The sequence below is a fragment of the Burkholderia sp. USMB20 genome (assembly GCF_000949135.2).
Classification (GTDB): Bacteria; Pseudomonadota; Gammaproteobacteria; order Burkholderiales; family Burkholderiaceae; genus Burkholderia.
Genome location: NZ_JTAN02000014.1, coordinates 58264 through 77759, shown reverse-complemented (window position 1 = coordinate 77759; position 19496 = coordinate 58264). Strand labels below are relative to the sequence as shown.

21 protein-coding genes and 1 pseudogene are annotated in these 19496 nt (G+C 67.2%); 9 read left to right on the top strand and 13 right to left on the bottom strand.

What is annotated here, in order from left to right; all coding sequences use genetic code 11:
• Positions 1 to 201: 201 nt before the first annotated feature.
• Positions 202 to 555 carry a hydroxyisourate hydrolase gene (uraH, locus tag PL79_RS18665; protein ID WP_011657188.1) on the top strand — a complete coding sequence of 118 codons (354 nt, stop codon included), beginning with the start codon at positions 202 to 204 and terminating at the stop codon, positions 553 to 555.
• A 53-nt stretch (positions 556 to 608) separates the two neighbouring features.
• Positions 609 to 1802, top strand: a complete 1194-nt coding sequence (locus tag PL79_RS18660) for a urate hydroxylase PuuD (protein WP_044843734.1) — start codon at positions 609 to 611, stop codon at positions 1800 to 1802.
• 99 nt (positions 1803 to 1901) lie between these two features.
• Here PL79_RS18660 and PL79_RS18655 read toward each other — a convergent pair whose 3' ends face one another.
• From PL79_RS18655 to PL79_RS18605, 11 genes are all read right to left on the bottom strand, one after another.
• Entirely contained in the window at positions 1902 to 2312 is a 411-nt protein-coding gene (locus tag PL79_RS18655) for an ACT domain-containing protein (protein ID WP_044843735.1), read from the bottom strand.
• 306 nt (positions 2313 to 2618) lie between these two features.
• Complete coding sequence (locus tag PL79_RS18650; RefSeq protein WP_044843736.1) at positions 2619 to 3131, bottom strand: ureidoglycolate lyase; 513 nt, start codon at positions 3129 to 3131, stop codon at positions 2619 to 2621.
• Positions 3128 to 4141, bottom strand: a complete 1014-nt coding sequence (gene alc / locus PL79_RS18645; RefSeq protein ID WP_044843737.1) for an allantoicase — start codon at positions 4139 to 4141, stop codon at positions 3128 to 3130. Before alc ends, PL79_RS18650 begins: the two co-directional genes overlap by 4 nt.
• A gap of 62 nt (positions 4142 to 4203) precedes the next feature.
• Entirely contained in the window at positions 4204 to 4725 is a 522-nt protein-coding gene (gene uraD / locus PL79_RS18640; RefSeq protein ID WP_044843738.1) for a 2-oxo-4-hydroxy-4-carboxy-5-ureidoimidazoline decarboxylase, read from the bottom strand.
• The gene (puuE, locus tag PL79_RS18635) at positions 4722 to 5675 is read right to left on the bottom strand and encodes an allantoinase PuuE (protein WP_044843739.1); all 954 of its coding nucleotides are present in this window, start codon (positions 5673 to 5675) and stop codon (positions 4722 to 4724) included. The genes uraD and puuE overlap by 4 nt, the downstream gene beginning before the upstream one ends.
• 150 nt (positions 5676 to 5825) lie before the next feature.
• The gene (locus tag PL79_RS18630) at positions 5826 to 6674 is read right to left on the bottom strand and encodes an aspartate/glutamate racemase family protein (RefSeq protein WP_044843740.1); all 849 of its coding nucleotides are present in this window, start codon (positions 6672 to 6674) and stop codon (positions 5826 to 5828) included.
• Positions 6675 to 6684: 10 nt separating this feature from the next.
• Entirely contained in the window at positions 6685 to 8169 is a 1485-nt protein-coding gene (locus PL79_RS18625) for an NCS1 family nucleobase:cation symporter-1 (protein ID WP_044843741.1), read from the bottom strand.
• A gap of 149 nt (positions 8170 to 8318) precedes the next feature.
• On the bottom strand, positions 8319 to 9023 hold the full coding sequence (locus PL79_RS18620; RefSeq protein ID WP_044843742.1) for a GntR family transcriptional regulator: 705 nt from the start codon (positions 9021 to 9023) through the stop codon (positions 8319 to 8321).
• 308 nt (positions 9024 to 9331) lie between these two features.
• Positions 9332 to 10270 (bottom strand): muramoyltetrapeptide carboxypeptidase, encoded by a 939-nt coding sequence (gene ldcA, locus PL79_RS18615; RefSeq protein ID WP_044843743.1) that lies wholly within the window; start codon positions 10268 to 10270, stop codon positions 9332 to 9334.
• Between the two features lie 107 nt (positions 10271 to 10377).
• On the bottom strand, positions 10378 to 10959 hold the full coding sequence (gene tadA, locus PL79_RS18610) for a tRNA adenosine(34) deaminase TadA (RefSeq protein WP_052664610.1): 582 nt from the start codon (positions 10957 to 10959) through the stop codon (positions 10378 to 10380).
• Positions 10956 to 11357 carry a DnaJ family domain-containing protein gene (locus PL79_RS18605; protein WP_044843744.1) on the bottom strand — a complete coding sequence of 134 codons (402 nt, stop codon included), beginning with the start codon at positions 11355 to 11357 and terminating at the stop codon, positions 10956 to 10958. The genes tadA and PL79_RS18605 overlap by 4 nt, the downstream gene beginning before the upstream one ends.
• A gap of 334 nt (positions 11358 to 11691) precedes the next feature.
• On the opposite strand from PL79_RS18605, the gene PL79_RS18600 reads away from it, so the two are divergent.
• The 6 genes and pseudogenes from PL79_RS18600 to PL79_RS18575 form a co-directional block, all read left to right on the top strand.
• Positions 11692 to 12462 (top strand): GntR family transcriptional regulator, encoded by a 771-nt coding sequence (locus tag PL79_RS18600; RefSeq protein ID WP_044843745.1) that lies wholly within the window; start codon positions 11692 to 11694, stop codon positions 12460 to 12462.
• Positions 12459 to 14198: a fumarate reductase/succinate dehydrogenase flavoprotein subunit gene (locus tag PL79_RS18595; protein WP_044843746.1), complete on the top strand. Its 1740-nt coding sequence runs from the start codon at positions 12459 to 12461 to the stop codon at positions 14196 to 14198. Before PL79_RS18600 ends, PL79_RS18595 begins: the two co-directional genes overlap by 4 nt.
• 17 nt (positions 14199 to 14215) lie before the next feature.
• Positions 14216 to 14461: a 4Fe-4S dicluster domain-containing protein gene (locus PL79_RS18590; RefSeq protein WP_006755644.1), complete on the top strand. Its 246-nt coding sequence runs from the start codon at positions 14216 to 14218 to the stop codon at positions 14459 to 14461.
• A gap of 38 nt (positions 14462 to 14499) precedes the next feature.
• On the top strand, positions 14500 to 15462 hold the full coding sequence (locus PL79_RS18585; RefSeq protein ID WP_044843747.1) for a HEAT repeat domain-containing protein: 963 nt from the start codon (positions 14500 to 14502) through the stop codon (positions 15460 to 15462).
• A complete protein-coding gene (locus tag PL79_RS18580) occupies positions 15459 to 15800 on the top strand; it encodes a gamma-butyrobetaine hydroxylase-like domain-containing protein (protein ID WP_044843748.1) in 342 nt (113 codons plus the stop codon). Before PL79_RS18585 ends, PL79_RS18580 begins: the two co-directional genes overlap by 4 nt.
• Positions 15801 to 16112, top strand: a pseudogene (locus PL79_RS18575) (acetyltransferase); the annotation flags it as partial.
• Between the two features lie 145 nt (positions 16113 to 16257).
• Here PL79_RS18575 and PL79_RS18570 read toward each other — a convergent pair.
• Positions 16258 to 16812, bottom strand: a complete 555-nt coding sequence (locus PL79_RS18570; RefSeq protein WP_044843798.1) for a TetR/AcrR family transcriptional regulator — start codon at positions 16810 to 16812, stop codon at positions 16258 to 16260.
• A 108-nt stretch (positions 16813 to 16920) separates the two neighbouring features.
• Between PL79_RS18570 and PL79_RS18565 the strand changes: the two genes are divergently transcribed.
• Positions 16921 to 17574: a DJ-1/PfpI family protein gene (locus PL79_RS18565; RefSeq protein ID WP_044843749.1), complete on the top strand. Its 654-nt coding sequence runs from the start codon at positions 16921 to 16923 to the stop codon at positions 17572 to 17574.
• Between the two features lie 216 nt (positions 17575 to 17790).
• On the opposite strand, the gene guaA is transcribed toward PL79_RS18565, so the two are convergent.
• Positions 17791 to 19410 carry a glutamine-hydrolyzing GMP synthase gene (guaA, locus tag PL79_RS18560; RefSeq protein ID WP_044843750.1) on the bottom strand — a complete coding sequence of 540 codons (1620 nt, stop codon included), beginning with the start codon at positions 19408 to 19410 and terminating at the stop codon, positions 17791 to 17793.
• Positions 19411 to 19496: the final 86 nt, after the last annotated feature.

Genomic DNA, 19496 nt, shown 5'->3' with positions numbered 1-19496 from the left:
CGTCGACAGCGGTTCATGCGCGGCGCATTATCTTTGATATCGCGCCCGTATTTACGCGGGGAACCTTTTTACAATGCCTGCACGGCGCTCGCTTCAATCTCGCCGACGGGTATGTAGCCACGTGACGTGGAGCCTCGATCCGCCGCACAGTCATGGATCGAGTCGCCGCCGAACCTCGCATTCACACAAGGAAAATTGCGAATGGGAAAGCTCACTACCCACGTACTCGATACGGCACACGGTCGTCCCGGCGCCGCCATCAAGGTGGACCTCTACGCGCTGGACGGCGAATCGCGCCGCGCGATCAAGACCGTGCTGACCAATAGCGACGGCCGCTGCGACGAACCCCTGCTCGAAGGTGCCGCGCTCGCCGCCGGCGAATACGAACTCGTGTTCCATGCCGGCGACTACTTCGCGTCGCTCGGCGTGAAGGTGCCCGAACCGCGCTTCGTCGACCGCGTCGTGCTGCGCTTCGGCATCGCCGACACCGCATCGCACTACCACGTGCCGCTGCTCGTGTCGCCGTGGTCGTACAGCACCTATCGCGGCAGCTGACACACGCATCGGCGCCCGCATCAAAGACAACGATCTGAGTCTGGAGGAGTTTCATGGAAGGCTTCATCACCGACTGGCTGAACCTCGCGCTGCGATGGCTGCACGTCATCGTCGCCATTGCGTGGATCGGCGAGTCCTTCTATTTCGTCGCGCTCGACAACAGCCTGAAACCGCCGACCGACGCGAACCAGCGCAAGCGCGGCGTGTTCGGCGAACTGTGGCACGTCCACGGCGGCGGTTTCTACAACATGCAGAAGTACACGGTCGCCCCGCCGGAAATGCCGGATGACCTGCACTGGTCGAAGTGGCCGTCGTACACGACCTGGCTGTCGGGCTTCTCGCTGTTCTTCGTGCTGTACCTGCTCGCGCCGAACACCTACCTGATCGACAAGAGCGTGCTCGACATGGGCCCGGTGGTCGCCGTCGCATCCGCGCTCGGCTTCCTCGCGGCCGGCTGGATCGTCTACGACTCGCTGTGCCGCATCCTCGGCACCAACGATCGCGTGCTGGGCATCTGCGTCGGCCTCTACGTCGTCGTCGCCGCGTACCTCGCGTGCCACATCTTCTCGGGCCGTGCGGCGTACCTGATCGTCGGCGCGATGCTCGCGACGATCATGTCGGCGAACGTGTTCTTCGTGATCATCCCCGGCCAGCGCAAGATGGTCGACAAGATGCTCAAGGGCGAGGAGCCGAACCCGATCTACGGCAAGCGCGGCAAGCAGCGCTCGGTGCACAACACGTACTTCACGCTGCCGGTCGTGTTCGCGATGCTGTCGAACCACTATGCGATGACGTACACGAACAAGTTCAACTGGGTCGTGCTCGTGCTCATCATGCTGGCCGGCGCGCTGATCCGTCAGTTCTTCGTGATGCGTCACCGCGGCAAGCAGCTGTGGTACCTGCCGATCGGCGGCGTCGCACTGCTGTCGGGCGCGCTGGTGTGGACGATGCCGAAGCCGGTCGCACCGGAAGCGCAAGCGGCGAACGCACCGAAGATCGTGATCAACGACATCATGCCGATCCTGCAGCAGCGCTGCGTCGAGTGCCACTCGGCCAAGCCGACGCTGATGGGCAGCGCACCCGCCGGCGTGATGTTCGACACGCCGGACGAAGTGTCGAAGAACGCGCAGCGCATCTACGAACAGGCCGTGCGCCTGAAGGCGATGCCGATCGGCAACGTCACGCACATGACCGACGACGAGCGCGTGAAGCTCGCCGCCTGGTTCGAGGGTGGCGCGGCCAAGTAAGCCGCGGTGCGCTGGCTATCAATTGCCGGCGCGATCCTCTCCGTTCGCGGGCCCGGAAACGGGCCCGTTTTTTTGCGTGCGCGAAATGCGCGTCGTGCGCTAGCCGCGCATCGCGTCGCGCTGCAGCGCGACGAGCGCATCGACCGCGCGCGGGCCATCGTCGAACGGCACGAAGATGTGATCGTGATACGCGGCGGCCATCACGTTGCAGCTGATGCCGGCCTCACCCAATGCCCGCGCGAACGCGGCCGTCAGGCCGACCGCCGCGAGATCCGAATGCACGGTCAGCGTGATCCATGCGGCGCGGAACAGCACGGGCCAGCCGCGACGCGCGGCCGTCGCCTCGTCGACCACGACCGTCACGCCTTCCGCTTCGCGAAAGGTCGCGATCGTTTCGGACAACGATATTTCCATAGCGGCCGGCAGTGCGACGAATGCGAACGCACCGCGATGCAGTTCGGGCTGCAGCGTGCGCAGCAGTATCGTGAGGTCGTTTTCAGGTTGGCTCATCGGCGGAACGCGTCCGGAACCGGACGTCGGGCGGTGGCGATGCGGGCACGATAGCACGCGACCGGCCGCCTCGACGCCCGCGCAACGTCACATCCGCGCAGCGCAACGTCGTCCGCGAGCCGGGCCGCGCGACGCGACGATGCACGGCACGGCACGGCGACACGCCCCGATGCGACGCCGTTCGTCGCGCTGCCGCATCGTGCGTACGAGCACGTACGGCTCGTCGCGCCATGACGCGCGCGGCGCGCATAAAAAAACCCGCGCAGGTCGCGCGGGTTGCTTCGACAGGCGGGGCCGAACTGCCGCTCAGGCCGTCACAGCGTCCAGCGCGTCCTCGGTGAGCCACAGCGATTCCAGCAGATCCTGCTCGTTCAGGTTCAGCCCGTCGCCGCCGCGATCGACGACGATGAAGTCGCTGACACCGCCCAGCGCGATCAGCGGGTGATGCCACACACCCTTCGCATAATTGACGCCCTGCCAGCCGCTCGTCACGAACGCGCGGATCTTCGACGGATCGAGATCACCGGCCGGCGCGACGACGACGAGATACGGCTGGTCGTTCAGCGGCACGAACGCCTGGCTGCCGAGCGGATGGCGCTCGAGCATCTTCACCTCGAACGGCAGCGTGCGCGGCTGGCCGCGGAACAGGTTGACGAGCGTGCGGCCTTCTTCGTCGCTCACGTCGACCTTCGCAAGATCGTGAAAGCGGATCGTCGTGCCGAGATTGATCGGAATCTGCTTCGCGCCTTCGGTTTCGATCACGTCGCCGAACGCCGCGAAGGCTTCCTTGGTCAGCGGTTCGATTGCGAGCGTCTTCATTTGTCGAGCGTCCCCCACAGACGCAGGCGCGATACGCCGCCGTCCGGAATGATGTTCAGGCGCACGTGGGTCACCGGGCCCAGCGATGCGATCTCGTGTTCGAAATAGTGCTGCTTGTCCATCTGCAGCTTCTGTTCGCCGAGCAGCACCGGCCAGAACATCGACTGCGTGATCAGCGAGCTGTCGGTGCCGCCCGACACGTACGCGGCCTGGATCGAGCAGCGGTCCGGATAGTTGCCCTTGAAGAACGCGGTATCGACTTCGATCTTGCGGATCACGCCCGGCTGCGCGAGCGCGATGATCGCCCAGTCGTTGCCCGGCTCGCGGCGACGGCGGGTTTCCCAACCGTCGCCCATGTTCACGCCGCGGCCCGGCAGCAGCAGGTTCGACGCAACGCCGAAGTGCTGGTTGTTCGCCGCCACCACGTAACCGCCGTTCTCCATCGCCGCGAGGTCGAACTGCTCGGTCGCGCTGGCGCCGGCCCAGTCGAGCTGCGGCTGGCCGTACACGCGCAGGCGCGCGATGCCGCCGTCCGGATAGATGTTCACGCGCAGGTGCGTGAACGCGCGCGCGTCGCTCGCCGCGACGTAGTGGTGGCTGTTGCCTTGCAGCGTCGTCGACGGCACGATTTCGACCCATTCGGTCGCGTGCGTCGGCGCGCCGTCGGCCACGTACGCGGCCTCGATCGAAGCGGCCGGCGGGAAGTTGCCGGTGAAGTGGCTCGTGTCGATGTCGAAGCCCTTGATCACGCCCGGACGCGCGAGCTTGACGATGCACCAGTCGTAGCCCGTCGTGCGCTTGCGACGCGTCTCCCAGCCGTCCATCCACTTGCCGTGGTCGTCGTACTTGCCGGGGATGAACACCGCCGGCTCGGGGTTCAGCATCCGCTCCTTCGGCGCGAAGAAGTCGTCGCTGGCCTCGAGCGCCTGCGCACCGAGACGCGGGTCGGCGAGGTTCACGTAGCGCCGCGTGAAGTCGGGTGCGTCGGGATCGAGAAGCGGAACAGCCATGATGTTTCCTTGTTTCAGTGATGCGATCAGGCCGCTGCGACGCAGCAGGCCGTCGTGAGGTGTCAGGCGTCGATCAGGTCGTCGAGGCGAAAGCGCGCGATCCGGTAGATCTGGTCGAGGCTCGCACGCAGCTCCTCGGTGCGCGAATGATTCACGCGCGACTCGAAGTTCGCGATGATGCCGTGCCGGTCATAGCCGCGCACCGCGAGGATGAACGGGAAACCGAACTTCTCGCGATACGTGCGGTTCAGCGTCAGCAGCTTGTCGAACTCTTCCTGCGTGCACTGGTCGAGACCCGCGCCGCTCTGCTCGCGCGTCGACTCGGCCGTCAGCTCGCCGCGCACGGCAGCCTTGCCGGCCAGCTCCGGGTGGGCATTGATCAGTGCGAGCTGGCGGACTTCGCCGCCCGTCTCCACCGCGTTCGACATCGTCTCGTGCAGCGCGTCGATGCTCGCGAACGGCCGCTTGCCCGCGGCAACCTCGGCCACCCACGGCGAATGTTCGAAGATCCCCGACAGCGCCGCGACGAATGCGCTCGGCGCCATCGTGTTCAGTTGCTCCAACGTGTAACGCATCGCCTTCATGCTTTCCCTTCGTTTCGATGACTGGGCTGGTACGGATGATGTTCGCGCCAATGACGCGCGATATCGACACGCCGCGTCACCCATACGCGATCGTGCTTCTCGATGTGATCGAGGAAACGCTGCAGCCCGCGGAAACGCCCCGGCCGGCCGAGCAGCCGGCAGTGCATGCCGATCGACAGCATCTTCGGCGCCTCGTCGCCCTCCGCGTAAAGCACGTCGAACGCGTCGCGCAGGTACTCGAAGAAGTGGTCGCCGGTGTTGAAGCCCTGCGGCGTCGCGAAGCGCATGTCGTTCGTATCGAGCGTGTACGGAACGATCAGCTGCGGCGACGTGCTGCCGCCCGACACCTCGACATCCATCCAGAACGGCAGGTCGTCGCCGTAGTTGTCGGAGTCGTACAGGAAGCCGCCGTATTCCGCGACGAGGCGGTGCGTGTTCGGGCTGTCGCGGCCGGTGTACCAGCCGAGCGGACGCTCGCCCGTCACGCGCTCGATCGCTTCCATCCCGAGGCGCATGTGCTCGGCCTCGAGCTCGGGCGTCATGCTCTGGTAGTGGATCCAGCGCCAGCCGTGGCACGCGATCTCATGGCCGAGCTCGACGAAGGCACGCGCGAGTTCCGGATGACGCTCGATCGCCATGCCGACACCGAACACCGTCAGCGGCAGCCCGCGCTTCTCGAATTCGCGCAGGATGCGCCACACGCCCGCACGCGAACCGTACTCGTAGATCGACTCCATGCTCATGTGGCGGTCCGGATAGGCGGCCGCGCCGACGATTTCGGACAGGAACTGCTCGGAGCCCGGATCGCCGTGCAGCACGCAATTCTCGCCGCCCTCCTCGTAGTTCAGGACGAATTGCACGGCGACGCGGGCGCGCCCGGGCCAGTTCGCCTGCACGGGATGGCGGCCGTAGCCGATCAGGTCGCGAGGATAGTTGGGATCGAGTGACATGGGTTCGAAGTGCCGCGAAAGCGTGCTGAAATAATGGGTTCGCATCGACCCGCGCGGGTGCCGGAGGCCGGCCGCACGGGCCGATGCGATGACGGCCCAGTGTAGCGAAAAGGTTCATACGCGCCCATACAGCGGCGCAGATAGTGCAGGTCAGACGGCGTGTATGTGCGGTTGCGGCAAAGCCGGGACCGGTTCCGGTGCGGCGCTCCCGCTGCGCGCCGTGGCGGCGGCCGTGGCAGCGGCCGGCGCAGCCGACGACGCATCCACCGGCGGGCTGAAATGCGCGAATTCGCCGTCGTAGCGCTTCGGCAGCGGCCGCGCATAGTCGCCGCGCTTCGCAGTCGCGAGGCGCAGCGCGACGAGCGCCTCGGCCCACTTGACGGCTGCCGTGACACCTTCCACGACCGGCGCGCCGATCTGCTGCTCGATCTCGTGCGCGAATTCGGCCATCCCGGCACAGCCGAGGACGATCGCGTCGGCACCGTCCTCGTCGAGCGCGCGCCGGCATTCGTCGACGATGATCCGCCGCGCGGCCGAACCGGGCCGGTCGAGCTCGAGCACCGCGACGTCGGTCGCCCGCACGTTGCGGCAGAACCGCTTCATCCCGTAGCGCTCGGCGAGATGCCATGCCATCCCGCAAGTGCGCGCGAGCGTCGTGACGACCGAGAAGCCCGGCGCGAGCACGCTCGCCGCGTGCATCGCCGCCTCGGCGATCCCAATCACCGGCCCGCGCGCGAGTTCGCGCGCCGCATACAGGCCCGGGTCGCCGAAACACGCGATCACGTACGCGTCGCAGCCGTCACGCTCGCCCTGCGCGATCTCGGCGAGCAGCCCGGGCGTCGCGAGCGCTTCATCGTAATAGCCTTCGATCGACGGCGGCCCCATCGGCGGGCTCACCGCGACGATCTCGGTGCCTGCCGCCGCGACTTCGCGCGCGCAGCGGCCCATCGCATCGGTCATCCGCTGCGTCGTGTTCGGATTGATCAGCTTGATCTTCATCGCGCGCTCCTCAGGCCTTCGTGCTCACGAGCAGCCGGTAGAACACGAAGCCGAGCCCCGCGCCGATGAACCACGAGAAGTTCGCGGCGGCCTGCCAGCCCGGCACCATCACACAGACGACGGCGATCACCGCGGCCGGCAGCAGCGCGGCGAGCGCGCGGCGGTTCACGCCGCCGGTGTACCAGTAGGTGCCGCGCTCGGACATCGTGTACAGGTCGTCGCGCACGAGCCGGCCGCGCTTGACGAGGTAGAAGTCGGCGATCAGCACACCGTACAGCGGGCCGATGAACGCGCCGAGCACGTCGAGCGTGTAGTGGATCACGGCCGGGTTGTTGAACAGGTTCCACGGCGTGATGAAGATCGACGCGACGGCCGCGAGCATCCCGCCCGCGCGCCAGCTGATCAGCCGCGGCGCGACGTTCGAGAAGTCGAACGCGGGCGACACGAAGTTCGCGACGATGTTGATGCCGATCGTCGCGATCGTGAAGGTCAGCGCGCCGAGGATCACCGCGGTCGGATGGTCGATGCGGCCGACCGTCTCGACGGGATCGGTGATCAGTTCACCGAACACCGGCAGCGTCGCGGCGGTGGTGATCACCGTGACGAGCGAGAACGCGAGGAAGTTGACCGGCAGCCCCCAGAAGTTGCCGCGCTTCACGTCGCCGAACGAGCGGCAATAGCGCGAGAAGTCGCCGAAATTGAGCATCGGCCCGGAGAAGTACGACACGACGAGCGACACGGCCGTGATCATCACCGGAATCACTTCCGCGCCGTGATACTTGACGCCGCCGAGGTTGAGGCCGATGTTGCGCCAGCCCGCGCGCCACACCATGTAGCCGGCCAGGATGAACATCACGACGTAGACGGCCGGGCCCGCGAAGTCGATGAACTTCTTGATCGTCTCCATCCCGTTCCAGAACACGAGCGCCTGCAGCACCCACAGCAGCATGAAGCCGGCCCAGCCGACCGCCGACAGCCCGAGGAAGCCGTAGCGATGGACGTCCGCGTACGGCAGCCATTGCGGAAAGAACTTCAGCACGACGATCACGAGTGCGCTGGACGCGAGATAGGTCTGGATGCCGTACCACGCGATCGCGATCAGCCCGCGGATCACGGCCGGCACGTTCGCGCCGAGCACGCCGAAGGTCGCGCGGCACGCAACCGGATACGGCACGCCGATCTGCTGGCTCGGCCGCGCGATCAGGTTGCACAGCCGGTTCACGATCGTGATGCCGACGATCAGCGCGATCAGCACCTGCCAGCTCGTCAGCCCGAGCGCGAACAGGCTGCCCGCGAACACGTAGCCGCCGACGCTGTGCACGTCCGACATCCAGAACGCGAAGATGTTGTACGAGCCCCACGTCTGATTCTTTAGTGGTGCCAAATCTTCGTTGTACAAACGTTCGCTGTAGCCGTCCGGCAACACGGGGCCGCCGCCCTCGCCGCCTTCTTCCGCCGGATACGCACTGTCGTGCGCCACACTGAACTGAGCCATGACTTCTCCTTGACGCGGCCTGGCAGCCGCTCCACCGTCATCGATATCGCTCCGGATCGTCGTCCGGAGTCGGACTGGCGGCCGGCGGCGCGAACCGCCGGCCTGCATTGCTCTCGTCGTGTGGCGCGCGGCCGGGTTCGCGTCGCCGCTCAGGCGCCGCCGAACACTTCGCGCAAATCGACCTGCCCTTGCGCGGGCCGGTCCAGCATCTTCAGTTCGACATGCTGCAGGTGGTGCGCCATCAGCGTCACCGCCCGCTTCGAATCGCCCGCTTCCAGCGCGGTCAGGATCTCGTCATGGTCGTCGCACGAGCACGGGCTGCGCCCGTGCGATTCGTACAGCGCCGACATCAGCGTCGAGCGTGCGACGAGCCCGTCGAGGCACTCGCAGAGCGTCGCGTTGCCCGTCAGCGCCGCGAGCGCCGTATGGAATTCGCCCGACAGGCGGATCCACGCCGCGAAGTCGTGCCGCTCGAACGCCTTGCGTTCCTTGTCGATCAGCGCGGCGACGCCCTTCAACCGCTTCGCGCCCGGCCCCGTCGCGAGCCGCTCGACGACGGCCAGCTCGATGATCCGGCGCATCTCGAACACCTCGTGCACATCCTGCAGCGTCGGGCTCGCGACGAACGCACCGCGGTTCGGCTCGAGATCGACCAGCTTGTCGGCCGCGAGCTGCGAGAGCGCCTGGCGGATCGTCCCGCGCTTCACGCCGAACACGTCGCAGAGCTGCGCCTCCGTCAGCTTCGCGCCGGGCGCGAGCCGATGCTCGAGGATCGCGGTGCGGATCCGCTCGGCGATCGCTTCGGGACCGGCGGCGCCGGACGGATGGGTAGCGGAGTCGTTCATGTTCTGCATCGTGTGATGGTCCTCATCCTAGGACGGACATAAAGATTGTCAACAATTCTTTTCGGAGAATGCGCACAATCGATGTGCATCAGCCTGTACCAGAGCGGTGCGCTACGCCCGATATCCAGGCACGACAAGCCTCTCGTGCTTGTCCACGGCGGCTCACGGTGTATACCCTCCCAGCCATTTTGTTGACAAAAATGGTGCGCGCCACGACACCAACCCGATCGGCGGCGATGAAAATTTCCGACCGTTAGTTGCACATTTACTTAAAGAAAAAGGCGGGAAGCCCCGCCTTTCGATGGTCCCTGCCGGCCTCAGCCGAGATGCGGATAGTCCGACAGCGTGAGCCGGAAACCGTGCGCATTCGCGACGAGCTGCGCCTGCGCGCCGAACGGCAGCGTCAGCAGGTCGGGCACGTGACCGAACTGCAGCCCCGTGACGACCGGAATGCCGACCACCGAGCGCACCTGGTCGATCATCGCCTGCATGTCGTAGCCGTTGTCGTACTCGAACGGCCGCGCGCCCGTGAACTGGCCGAGCACGAGCGCCTGCTGGCGCGCGAGCAGCCCCGACAGATGCAGTTGGTAGATCATCCGTTCGATCCGGAACGGCTGCTCGTTCACGTCCTCGATGAACAGGATGCCGCCCTCGATGTCGGGCATGTACGGCGTGCCGACGAGCGACGTGAGGATCGCGAGGTTGCCGCCCCACAGCGTGCCCGTCACGTTCACGGTCTGCACTTGCGGCGCCTCGGTGACGATCGTCGTGGTCGGCTGCGACAGCGTCCGCCAGAAGTGCTGCATCGTGAAATCGCTCGGCGTTTCCGCGCCGAAGTCGGCCGACAGCATCGGGCCGCCGAAGGTCTTGATGCGCGCCTTCGCGTACAGCGCGAGCTGGATCGCGGTGAAGTCGCTGTGGCCGACGAGCGCGATCGGCTGGTCGCGCAGCCGACGCTCGAGCCCGCGATAGTCGAGCCCGTGCAGGATGCGCGCGGCGCCGTAGCCGCCGCGCACCGCGAGCGCGATATCCGGCAGCGCGCGCTCCGGATCCGCGAGACGGTTCAGGTCGCCGGCCCGCTCGCCGTCGGTGCCGCCGAAGCGCTGAAAGCGACGCTGCGTCGCCTCGATGTTCTCGATGCGCTGCTGCGCGCCGCTCAAGCGCTCGAGCGCGCGGTTGATCGCATCGGGGTCGTGCGGATAACCGGACGGCGCCAGCAGGCGGATGGTGTAGGACGCGGCGGGCTGGAAGGACATGGCGAAAGATATCGGGATCGTCAAACCTGCTTAGAGGGTCCGAACCGTCTCCGGTTCACGGAACTACGCGGCCCGCCCCGCTCCGGGCGACAGGCACGGCGGGCGCGCTACGACGCGCCGGATGCGGCGTCGCGGGCAAGCCGTGCTTCTCGCAGCGCGCGACGGCGCTCCGCGAAGAACGATTTCAGCGCGGCGCCGCACTCGTCGGCGAGCACGCCGCCGGTCACGTCGGTATGGTGATTGAGCTGCGGATTCGCGAACGCGTCGATCACGCTGCCGCACGCGCCCGTCTTCGGGTCGGCGGCGCCGTAGACGACCCGCGCGATGCGCGCGTGCATGATCGCGCCCGCGCACATCAGGCACGGCTCGAGCGTCACGTACAGCTCGCAGCCGGGCATCCGGTAATTCTGCAGATGCTGCGCGGCCATGCGCAGCGCGGCCATTTCCGCGTGGGCCGACGGATCGTGCCCGCCGATCGGATGGTTGAAGCCGCGTGCGATCACTTCGTCGCCGCGCACGAGCACCGCGCCGACCGGCACTTCGCCGGCCGCGCGCGCCTCTTCGGCGGCAGCTTGCGCGAGCCGCATGAAATGCAGGTCGCGCGCCGACACCGGCGCGGCTTCGGGAACAGGAGCATCGGGAACGACAGCCGGTCCGGCTGCCGCGTCGGGCAACGCGTCGGCGCTCACATCGGCCCCGCTTCGGCGGGCGCGTCGTCGAGCCCGCGCTCGCACAGACGTTCCGCGATGCGCCGGCAATAGTCGCGCGGCATCACCATCGGGCCGCCGCGCAGCGATTCGAGCGCCATGTCGAGGGCGAGGATCTTCGCCTGCAGCCGGCAGCGCGCGGCGCGGTCGCTGACCGCCTGCAGTTCGTCCTGCAGGTTGCGCAGCGCGCGCAGTTGCTCGACGGCCGGCGGCACGAAGCCCGCATTCTTCAGGATACGGTTGGCCACCCGCACCTCCTCGGGTACGAGCAGGTCGTCATCCAGCGCCTGCGGCGCGCCGGTACCCGGCAAATCGTCGAACTCGCCCCGCGCGGCGGCGGCGGCAATGCGTTGTTCGACCAGTGCGTCAAGCAATCTCATCAGTCAATCGGAACAAATGCGGCAGCCGAATTCTAGCAGGGTGACGTGCGTATGACAGGCCCTTCGAACGCATGCTCGATATTGTGTTTTTAGGGGCCGAATCGGCGCGCATGCGTGCCGATCGCCGCGACTTGCCGCTGTGCTGCGCCGCAGCAGGCTCCGCGCGGATTCGGCGCCGTTTGCGCGGGCCACGCCGGGCCCTGTTTTTTTATTTTCGCGCGGGTCGCCGCCGCCGTGCTTTTCCGGAATCGGAAAGTCGAAATCAGAAATAGTTGGTTGGGGCGCGCGAGCGCGCTCACTACACTCGAGCCATCTTGTCATAACAAGTTGAACGATGACCTCACCCAACGTCGTGCCGCTGTCGGCGGCGCCGCTCTACGTGCAGATCAAGGACACGCTGCGCACGCGCATCCTCGACGGCACCTATGCACCACACAGCCGGATGCCGTCCGAGCACGAACTCTGCGCGATGTTCGACGTGAGCCGCATCACGGTGCGCCAGGCACTCGGCGACCTGCAGAAGGAAGGCCTGCTGTTCAAGCTGCACGGCAAGGGCACGTTCGTATCGAAGCCGAAGGCGTTCCAGAACGTGACGTCGCTGCAGGGCTTCGCCGAGGCGATGTCGTCGATGGGCTACGAGATCGTCAACCAGCTGCGCAGCTTTCGCACCGTGAAGGCCGATCGGCACCTCGCGACGAAGCTGAACGTGCCGGAAGGCGCGCCGCTCGTCGAGATCCACCGCGTGCGGCTGCTGAACCGCGAGCCGGTGTCGCTCGAGCAGACGTGGGTGCCCGAGGCGCTCGGCAAGCGGCTCGCCGGCGCCGATCTCGCGACCCGCGACATCTTCCTGATCCTCGAGAACGACTGCGGCGTGCCGCTCGGCCACGCCGACGTATCGATCGACGCGATCCTCGCCGACGATGAAATCGTCGACGCGCTGCGCGTCGAGGAAAGCAGCCCCGTGCTGCGGATCGAGCGCCTGACGCACGACGCGTCGGGCACGCCGATCGACTACGAACACCTGTACTTCCGCGGCGACGCCTTCCAGTACCGGCTGCGCATCGACCGGCAGAAGACCCGCCAACCTGCAAGGAATCCTCAATGAACACCCATGTACTCGAATACGACATCGTCGTGGTCGGCGGCGGCACGGCCGGCCCGATGGCGGCGATCAAGGCGAAGGAGCGCGACCCGTCGCTGCGCGTGCTGCTGCTGGAGAAGGCCAACGTGAAGCGCAGCGGCGCGATCTCGATGGGGATGGACGGGCTGAACAACGCGGTGATCCCGGGCCACGCGACACCCGAGCAGTACACGCGCGAGATCACGATCGCCAACGACGGGATCGTCGATCAGGAAGCCGTGTACGCGTATGCGACGCACAGCTTTGCGACGATCGAGCAGCTCGACCGCTGGGGCGTGAAGTTCGAGAAGGACGGCACCGGTGACTACGCGGTGAAGAAGGTCCACCACATGGGTTCGTACGTGCTGCCGATGCCGGAAGGCCACGACATCAAGAAGGTGCTGTACCGGCAGCTGAAGCGCGCGCGCATCGCGATCACGAACCGGATCGTCGCGACGCGCGTGCTGACCGACGCGCAGGGCCGCGCGAGCGGCGTGCTCGGCTTCGACTGCCGCACGGCCGAGTTCCACGTGATCCGCGCGAAGGCCGTGATCCTGTGCTGCGGCGCGGCCGGCCGGCTCGGCCTGCCGGCGTCCGGCTACCTGATGGGCACCTACGAGAACCCGACCAATGCGGGTGACGGCTACGCGATGGCGTACCACGCGGGCGCGGCGCTCGCCAACCTCGAGTGCTTCCAGATCAATCCGCTGATCAAGGACTACAACGGGCCGGCCTGCGCATACGTGACGGGCCCGCTCGGCGGCTTCACCGCGAACGGCAAGGGCGAGCGCTTCATCGAGTGCGACTACTGGAGCGGCCAGATGATGTGGGAGTTTTACCAGGAACTGCAAAGCGGCAACGGCCCGGTATTCCTGAAGCTCGACCATCTCGCGGAGGAAACGATCCAGACCATCGAGCAGATCCTGCACACCAACGAGCGGCCGAGCCGCGGCCGCTTTCACGCGGGGCGCGGCACCGACTACCGGCGCCAGATGGTCGAGATGCACATCTCCGAGATCGGCTTCTGCAGCGGCCACAGCGCATCCGGCGTATACGTGAACGCCCGCGCGGAAACGACCGTGCCGGGGCTCTACGCGGCCGGCGACATGGCGGCGGTCCCGCACAACTACATGCTCGGCGCATTCACCTACGGCTGGTTCGCCGGACAGAACGCGGCCGACTACGTGGCCGGCCGCGCTCACGCGCCGGTGGACGACGAACAGGTCGCCGCCGAACGCGCCCGCGTGCTTGCGCCGCTCACGCGCGAGCGCGGCCTCGCGCCGGCGCAGGTCGAATACAAGCTGCGCCGCATGGTGAACGATTACCTGCAACCGCCGAAGGTGACGCGCAAGATGGAAATCGGGCTGCAACGTTTTGACGGCATTATTGAGGATATCGAAGAAATCAAGGCGAGCCACCCGCATGAACTGATGCGCGCGGCCGAAGTGCGCGCGATCCGCGACTGCGCCGAAATGGCCGCGCGCGCGTCGCTGTTCCGCACCGAGAGCCGCTGGGGGCTGTACCACCATCGCGTCGACTTTCCGCATCGCAACGATGCCGAGTGGTTCTGCCACACGTGGCTGCGCAAGGGTGCCGACGGCACGATGCGCAGCGAGAAACGACCGGTCGAACCCTACGTCGTGCCGCTCGCCGACGACGAACGCAGCGCCTACGCGCACCTGCGCATCCGCGAACCGGCCGCACACGCGGCCGCCCTCTGACTCCGAGGAGCCTTACCGTGCCCCATACCCCGCACGACATCTTCCTGCGCAGCAGCGCGCCCGTGACGATCGACGAGGACCGCTGCATCGCCGACAAGGGCTGCACCGTCTGCGTCGACGTGTGCCCGCTCGACCTGCTCGCGATCGACGTGACCAAGGGCAAGGCCTACATGCAGTTCGACGAATGCTGGTACTGCATGCCGTGCGAACGCGACTGCCCGACCGGCGCGGTCAAGGTCGACATCCCGTACCTGTTGCGCTAACCCGGCGCGCCGCTTCCCCACTACCGGACTCACGACACATGAACCCTGCTTCCGACCATACCGCGCTCGTCGCGCGCGTTGCCGCACCCGATGCATCGGTGCGCCGGATCGCGCTGCTCGAACTCGCCGATCTCGAGGATCCCGATCTCGTGCCGATCTTCGTAGCCGCGCTGCGCGACGATCCGTCCGCCGACGTGCGCGGCGAAGCCGCGCGCGTGCTCGCCGCCTGGGAGCAGCCCGACGTCGTCGACGCGCTGTGCCGCGCGCTGCTCGATCCGGACGACGACGTCCGCGCGACCGCCGCACACAGCCTGTCCGAACTGAAGGACGTCGCATCCGGCGCCGCGCTGTGCCGCTGGGTCGAGCACGCCGAACCGTTCGTGCGCGGCGCCGTGCTGCGCGCGCTGCGTGAACTGCGCGACCCCGACGCGTTCGCGCCGGCGCTGCGCGCACTCGACGCGCCGGCGTCGGCCGTGCGCGCCGAGGCCGTCGCCGTGCTCGGCTGGCTCAAGGACGCCCGCGCGCTGGCGCCGCTCGCACGCATCGCCACGACCGACACGCATGCGGACGTACGGCGTATCGCGGTCGGCGCGGTCGGATTCGCGGCGTCCGCCGACACGGCCGTCGTCACCGCCTTGCTCGCGGCGCTGCGCGACGCCGAATGGCAGGTCCGCGAGGAAGCGGCCGCGACGCTCGGCAAGCTGCGTGTCGCGGCCGCGCGCGCACCGCTCGTCGCCGCGCTCGACGACGATTACTGGCAGGTGCGCTTGCGTGCGGTGCGCGCACTCGGGCAATTGCGCGACGCCGCCGCGGCGCAGGCCGTCGCCGCGCTGCTGTCGCACGCGATCAGCAACCTGCGCAAGGAAGCCGCGCTCGCGCTCGGCGAACTGCGCGATCCTGCGACGCTGCCCGCGCTGCACGACGCGCTCGACGATCGCGATCCCGAAGTACGCAAGGCCGTGCGGATCGCGATCGCGCAGATCGGGGAAGATGCACGATGACGCCGCCGACCGAGATCCTGCTCGATCATGCGGCCCGCGCATTGACGCTGTGCTGGCCGGACGGCGACACGCAGCGCATCGGCTATGCGCGCTTGCGCAGCGCTTGCCCGTGCGCCGCATGCCGGAAGATCCGACTCGATGGCGGGCAGGTCGACGCGCCACCCGACCTGACGCTGGACGGCGTGGAAGCGGCCGGTTACGGCATCCGCCTGCTGTTCGGCGACGGTCACGCGCGCGGCATCTATCCGTGGCCGTTTCTGGCGGAACTCGGCGCAGACGAGACGGATGCGGGCGCCGCAGCGCCCGACGTGCCCGCATCCGGCCATCCCGCGAACTGACCGTCGGCGAAGCTCGATCTGGCCGTCGACGAGCACGATCGTCCGGTCGACTTCATGCTGCTCGACGGCAGTCACATGGAAGCACTGTTCGTCGATCCCGCTCACCATGGCGCGGGCGTCGGGCGGCGGCTGGTCGAAGCGGCCCTCGGACGCCATCCCGACCTGTCGACCGACGTCAACGAGCAGAACGAAGCGGCGGCGGAATTCTACGAACGGCTCGGATTCGAGCGCTGCAGGCGATCGGCGCTCGATGGACAAGGGCGGCCTTATCCACTGATTCATCTTCGTTATCGTAGTGGCGGACAAGACTGAGCGGGATCGGGACGGCGCGTGACGTCGCCTTGCGCTGCATCGAAAGCCGCGCTTTCCACCGACGCTACAACGGAGCACCCGCCCGCCTTCTGCTCTGCGATACGCGAGCCATCCGTGCAGCACGGGCATCGCGGGCATCGCACCGCTACGCGCGTCGGCGTGGCAGCATGCGCTCGGCGAACGCGAACGCACGCTGCATGAAGTGGTTGAACCGCTCGGCATCGCGCCGCAGTCCGGCCTGCTGGCCGCCGATCAGACACAGGTGCGCGATCTGCCCGACGATCTCGGCTTCGCCCGGCATGGGGACCCACCGACGGGACGTCTCGAGCGCGAATGCGAGACGCGTGGCATCGACGCGCTGCTGGAATTCCGCGACCAGCGCGTCCTGCATTGCCCAGGCGCGGATCGCCACTTCGCGCCCCGGTCGCTTCTCCGCCGCGATGCGCAGGTAGCGCGTCAGCGTGTCGCCCGCGCCGCGGCCGTCCGCCGCGTAGGCGAGCATGCGTGCGGTGTAATCGTCCTCCCACGCGGTCAGCAACGTCCTGACGAAGTCCTCCCGATTCCGGAAGTGGTGATGGAACGAGCCGCGGGTCACGTTCAGCCGTCGTGCGAGACGCTCGGCCGAAATCCCCGCATACCCTTCCCCGTCGAGGGCGTCGAAGCCCGCGGCGATCCAGTCGTTTCGAGTCAATGTGCGCATCGGTATCGCCATACAGGCTGTGTATGGCGCGGCATGGGCAGATAGGCTGCGAACTCTATCACGGCCGCCACCGCTTCCGGCAAGGCGCCACGACTCACGGAGTTCACGTTGAAAGACATCGCTCTCGTCGCATTCGACCAGTTCACCGACATCGACCTGTTCCTGATGTGGGACATCCTCGGCCGCAACACCGCGGACTGGCGTGTCAGGATTCTCGGCGCGCAGCCGCTGCTGCGTTCCGCGCATGGTCTGGCCATCCCCGTGCACGGCCCGCTCGAGGAAGCCAATCGCGCCGACGCCGTGCTGTTCTCGAGCGGCAGGCTGGGCATCCCGGCCGCGCTCGCGAGCCCGGATTTCCTGCCGTCGTTCGATCTCGATCCGGCGCGCCAATACATCGGATCGATCTGCGCGGGCGCCTTCGTCCTGGAGCGGCTCGGGCATTTGCCGGACCGTCGCGCAACGACGCACCCCGACGCGCGACACGGACTGACGGATCGCGGGCTGCAGGTGCCGGACCAGCCGCTCGTGTGCCACGGCAACGTTGCGACGGCGGGCGGATGCGTGGCGGCGCTCTATCTGACGGGATGGCTCGTGGAATCGATGTTCGATGCGGACAAGCGGCGCGAGACGTTGCTGCCGGTCCTGCCCGCCGGACAACGGGAACTCTACGAGGACATCATCGAATTCAGCATTCGACAAGGACAGGGGCAGACTTCGGGCTCGATCAGGATGATCGATGCCGGCGGTCGTCGGCTGCCCTAGCGCGCGACCTGCAGACGCGTCGCTTGTAGCGGCCGGGCTGTCCCGCACCTCGGTGCCCGGACCCGGCATGCAGGCAAGGAAAACACTGCGCGCCGGCAACCATCGAATCACGGCCGCCAACCGCACAAACGACAACGCCCGGCAGGTTCCCCTGCCGGGCGTTGCGCATCATCCGATGCCGCTATCGGTCATCGAGGCACGCCTCGACGCCGACGCTCACTCCCACTCGATCGTCGCCGGCGGCTTGCCCGAGATGTCGTACACCACACGGTTGATCCCGCGCACCTCGTTGATGATCCGGTTCGACGCACGGCCGAGCAGCGCGTACGGCAGGTGCGCCCAGTGCGCGGTCATGAAGTCGGTGGTCTGCACCGCGCGCAGCGACGTCACGTAGTCGTACGTGCGGCCATCGCCCATCACGCCGACCGACTTCACCGGCAGGAACACCGCGAACGCCTGGCTCGTCAGGTCGTACCAGGTCTTGCCGACGTCGGCCTCGCCGCACAGGCCCGCTGCCGCGTCCTGCGCGGTGGCGGTCGTGCCGCGCAACTCCTCGATGAAGATCGCATCCGCGCGACGCAGCAGGTCCGCGTATTCGCGCTTCACTTCGCCGAGAATCCGCACGCCGAGGCCCGGGCCCGGGAACGGATGACGGTACACCATCTCCGGCGGCAGGCCGAGCGCGACGCCGAGTTCGCGCACTTCGTCCTTGAACAGGTCGCGCAGCGGCTCGAGCAGCTTCAGGCCGAGCGTTTCCGGCAGGCCGCCGACGTTGTGGTGGCTCTTGATCGTCGTCGCCTTCTTCGTCTTCGTGCCGCCCGATTCGACCACGTCCGGATAGATCGTGCCCTGTGCGAGCCACTTCGCCTTCGACAGCTTCTTCGCCTCGGCCTGGAACACCTCGACGAACTCGCGGCCGATGATCTTGCGCTTCGCTTCCGGATCGGTCACGCCGGCCAGGTGGCCGAGGAACTGCTCGGATGCGTCGACGTGCACGACCTTCGCATGCAGGCGGCCCTCGAACATGTCGAGCACCATCTGGCCTTCGTTCAGGCGCAGCAGACCGTGGTCGACGAACACGCAGGTCAGCTGGTCGCCGATCGCGCGGTGGATCAGCGCGGCCGCGACGCTCGAATCGACGCCACCGGACAGGCCGAGAATCACTTCCTCGTCACCGACCTGCTCGCGAATCTTCGCGACGGCTTCCTCGATGTGGTTCTTCATGATCCAGTCGGGCTTCGCGCCGGCGATCTGCAGCACGAAGCGTTCGATGATCTGGCGGCCCTTCACCGTGTGCGTGACTTCCGGGTGGAACTGCACCGCGTAGTAGCCGCGCGCCTCGTCGGCCATGCCGGCGATCGGGCAGCTCGGCGTCGACGCCATCAGCGCGAAGCCCGGCGGCAGCTCGGCAACCTTGTCGCCGTGGCTCATCCAGACCTTCAGCATCCCGTGGCCTTCGTCCGTCTTGAAATCCTCGATGCCATCGAGCAGGCGCGTATGGCCGTGCGCGCGCATTTCCGCATAGCCGAATTCGCGATGGTCGCTCCACTCGACCTTGCCGCCGAGCTGCACGGCCATCGTCTGCATGCCGTAGCAGATGCCGAGCACCGGCACGCCGAGATCCCACACGGCCTGCGGCGCGCGCAGCTGGTGGTCTTCGTACGTGCTCGCGTGGCTGCCCGACAGGATCACCGCCTTCGGCGCGAACTCGCGGACGAAGTCGTCGGACACGTCGTTCGGGTGGATTTCGCAGTAGACGTGCGCTTCGCGCACGCGGCGCGCGATCAGTTGGGTGACTTGCGAACCGAAGTCGAGAATCAGGATTTTGTCGTGCATGGCTGCGGACGGGATGAAGAGAATAAGAAAAGCAGCGCACGAAGCGCTGCGTCAAAAGCATGGACAGCGGCGTCGGGCGGCAGGCG

Excerpts from the sequence above, each read along its gene's own strand:
- uraD (WP_044843738.1), bottom strand. The coding sequence starts at position 4,725 with ATGAAGGCGATGCGTTACACGTTGGAGCAACTGAACACGATGGCGCCG.
- PL79_RS18600 (WP_044843745.1), top strand. The coding sequence starts at position 11,692 with ATGACCTCACCCAACGTCGTGCCGCTGTCGGCGGCGCCGCTCTACGTG.
- PL79_RS18625 (WP_044843741.1), bottom strand. The coding sequence starts at position 8,169 with ATGGCTCAGTTCAGTGTGGCGCACGACAGTGCGTATCCGGCGGAAGAA.
- guaA (WP_044843750.1), bottom strand. The coding sequence starts at position 19,410 with ATGCACGACAAAATCCTGATTCTCGACTTCGGTTCGCAAGTCACCCAA.
- PL79_RS18650 (WP_044843736.1), bottom strand. The coding sequence starts at position 3,131 with ATGAAGACGCTCGCAATCGAACCGCTGACCAAGGAAGCCTTCGCGGCG.
- PL79_RS18570 (WP_044843798.1), bottom strand. The coding sequence starts at position 16,812 with ATGCGCACATTGACTCGAAACGACTGGATCGCCGCGGGCTTCGACGCC.
- PL79_RS18630 (WP_044843740.1), bottom strand. The coding sequence starts at position 6,674 with ATGAAGATCAAGCTGATCAATCCGAACACGACGCAGCGGATGACCGAT.
- PL79_RS18620 (WP_044843742.1), bottom strand. The coding sequence starts at position 9,023 with ATGCAGAACATGAACGACTCCGCTACCCATCCGTCCGGCGCCGCCGGT.
- PL79_RS18605 (WP_044843744.1), bottom strand. The coding sequence starts at position 11,357 with ATGAGATTGCTTGACGCACTGGTCGAACAACGCATTGCCGCCGCCGCC.
- PL79_RS18655 (WP_044843735.1), bottom strand. The coding sequence starts at position 2,312 with ATGAGCCAACCTGAAAACGACCTCACGATACTGCTGCGCACGCTGCAG.
- ldcA (WP_044843743.1), bottom strand. The coding sequence starts at position 10,270 with ATGTCCTTCCAGCCCGCCGCGTCCTACACCATCCGCCTGCTGGCGCCG.
- PL79_RS18585 (WP_044843747.1), top strand. The coding sequence starts at position 14,500 with ATGAACCCTGCTTCCGACCATACCGCGCTCGTCGCGCGCGTTGCCGCA.
- puuE (WP_044843739.1), bottom strand. The coding sequence starts at position 5,675 with ATGTCACTCGATCCCAACTATCCTCGCGACCTGATCGGCTACGGCCGC.
- PL79_RS18595 (WP_044843746.1), top strand. The coding sequence starts at position 12,459 with ATGAACACCCATGTACTCGAATACGACATCGTCGTGGTCGGCGGCGGC.
- PL79_RS18660 (WP_044843734.1), top strand. The coding sequence starts at position 609 with ATGGAAGGCTTCATCACCGACTGGCTGAACCTCGCGCTGCGATGGCTG.
- PL79_RS18580 (WP_044843748.1), top strand. The coding sequence starts at position 15,459 with ATGACGCCGCCGACCGAGATCCTGCTCGATCATGCGGCCCGCGCATTG.
- uraH (WP_011657188.1), top strand. The coding sequence starts at position 202 with ATGGGAAAGCTCACTACCCACGTACTCGATACGGCACACGGTCGTCCC.
- alc (WP_044843737.1), bottom strand. The coding sequence starts at position 4,141 with ATGGCTGTTCCGCTTCTCGATCCCGACGCACCCGACTTCACGCGGCGC.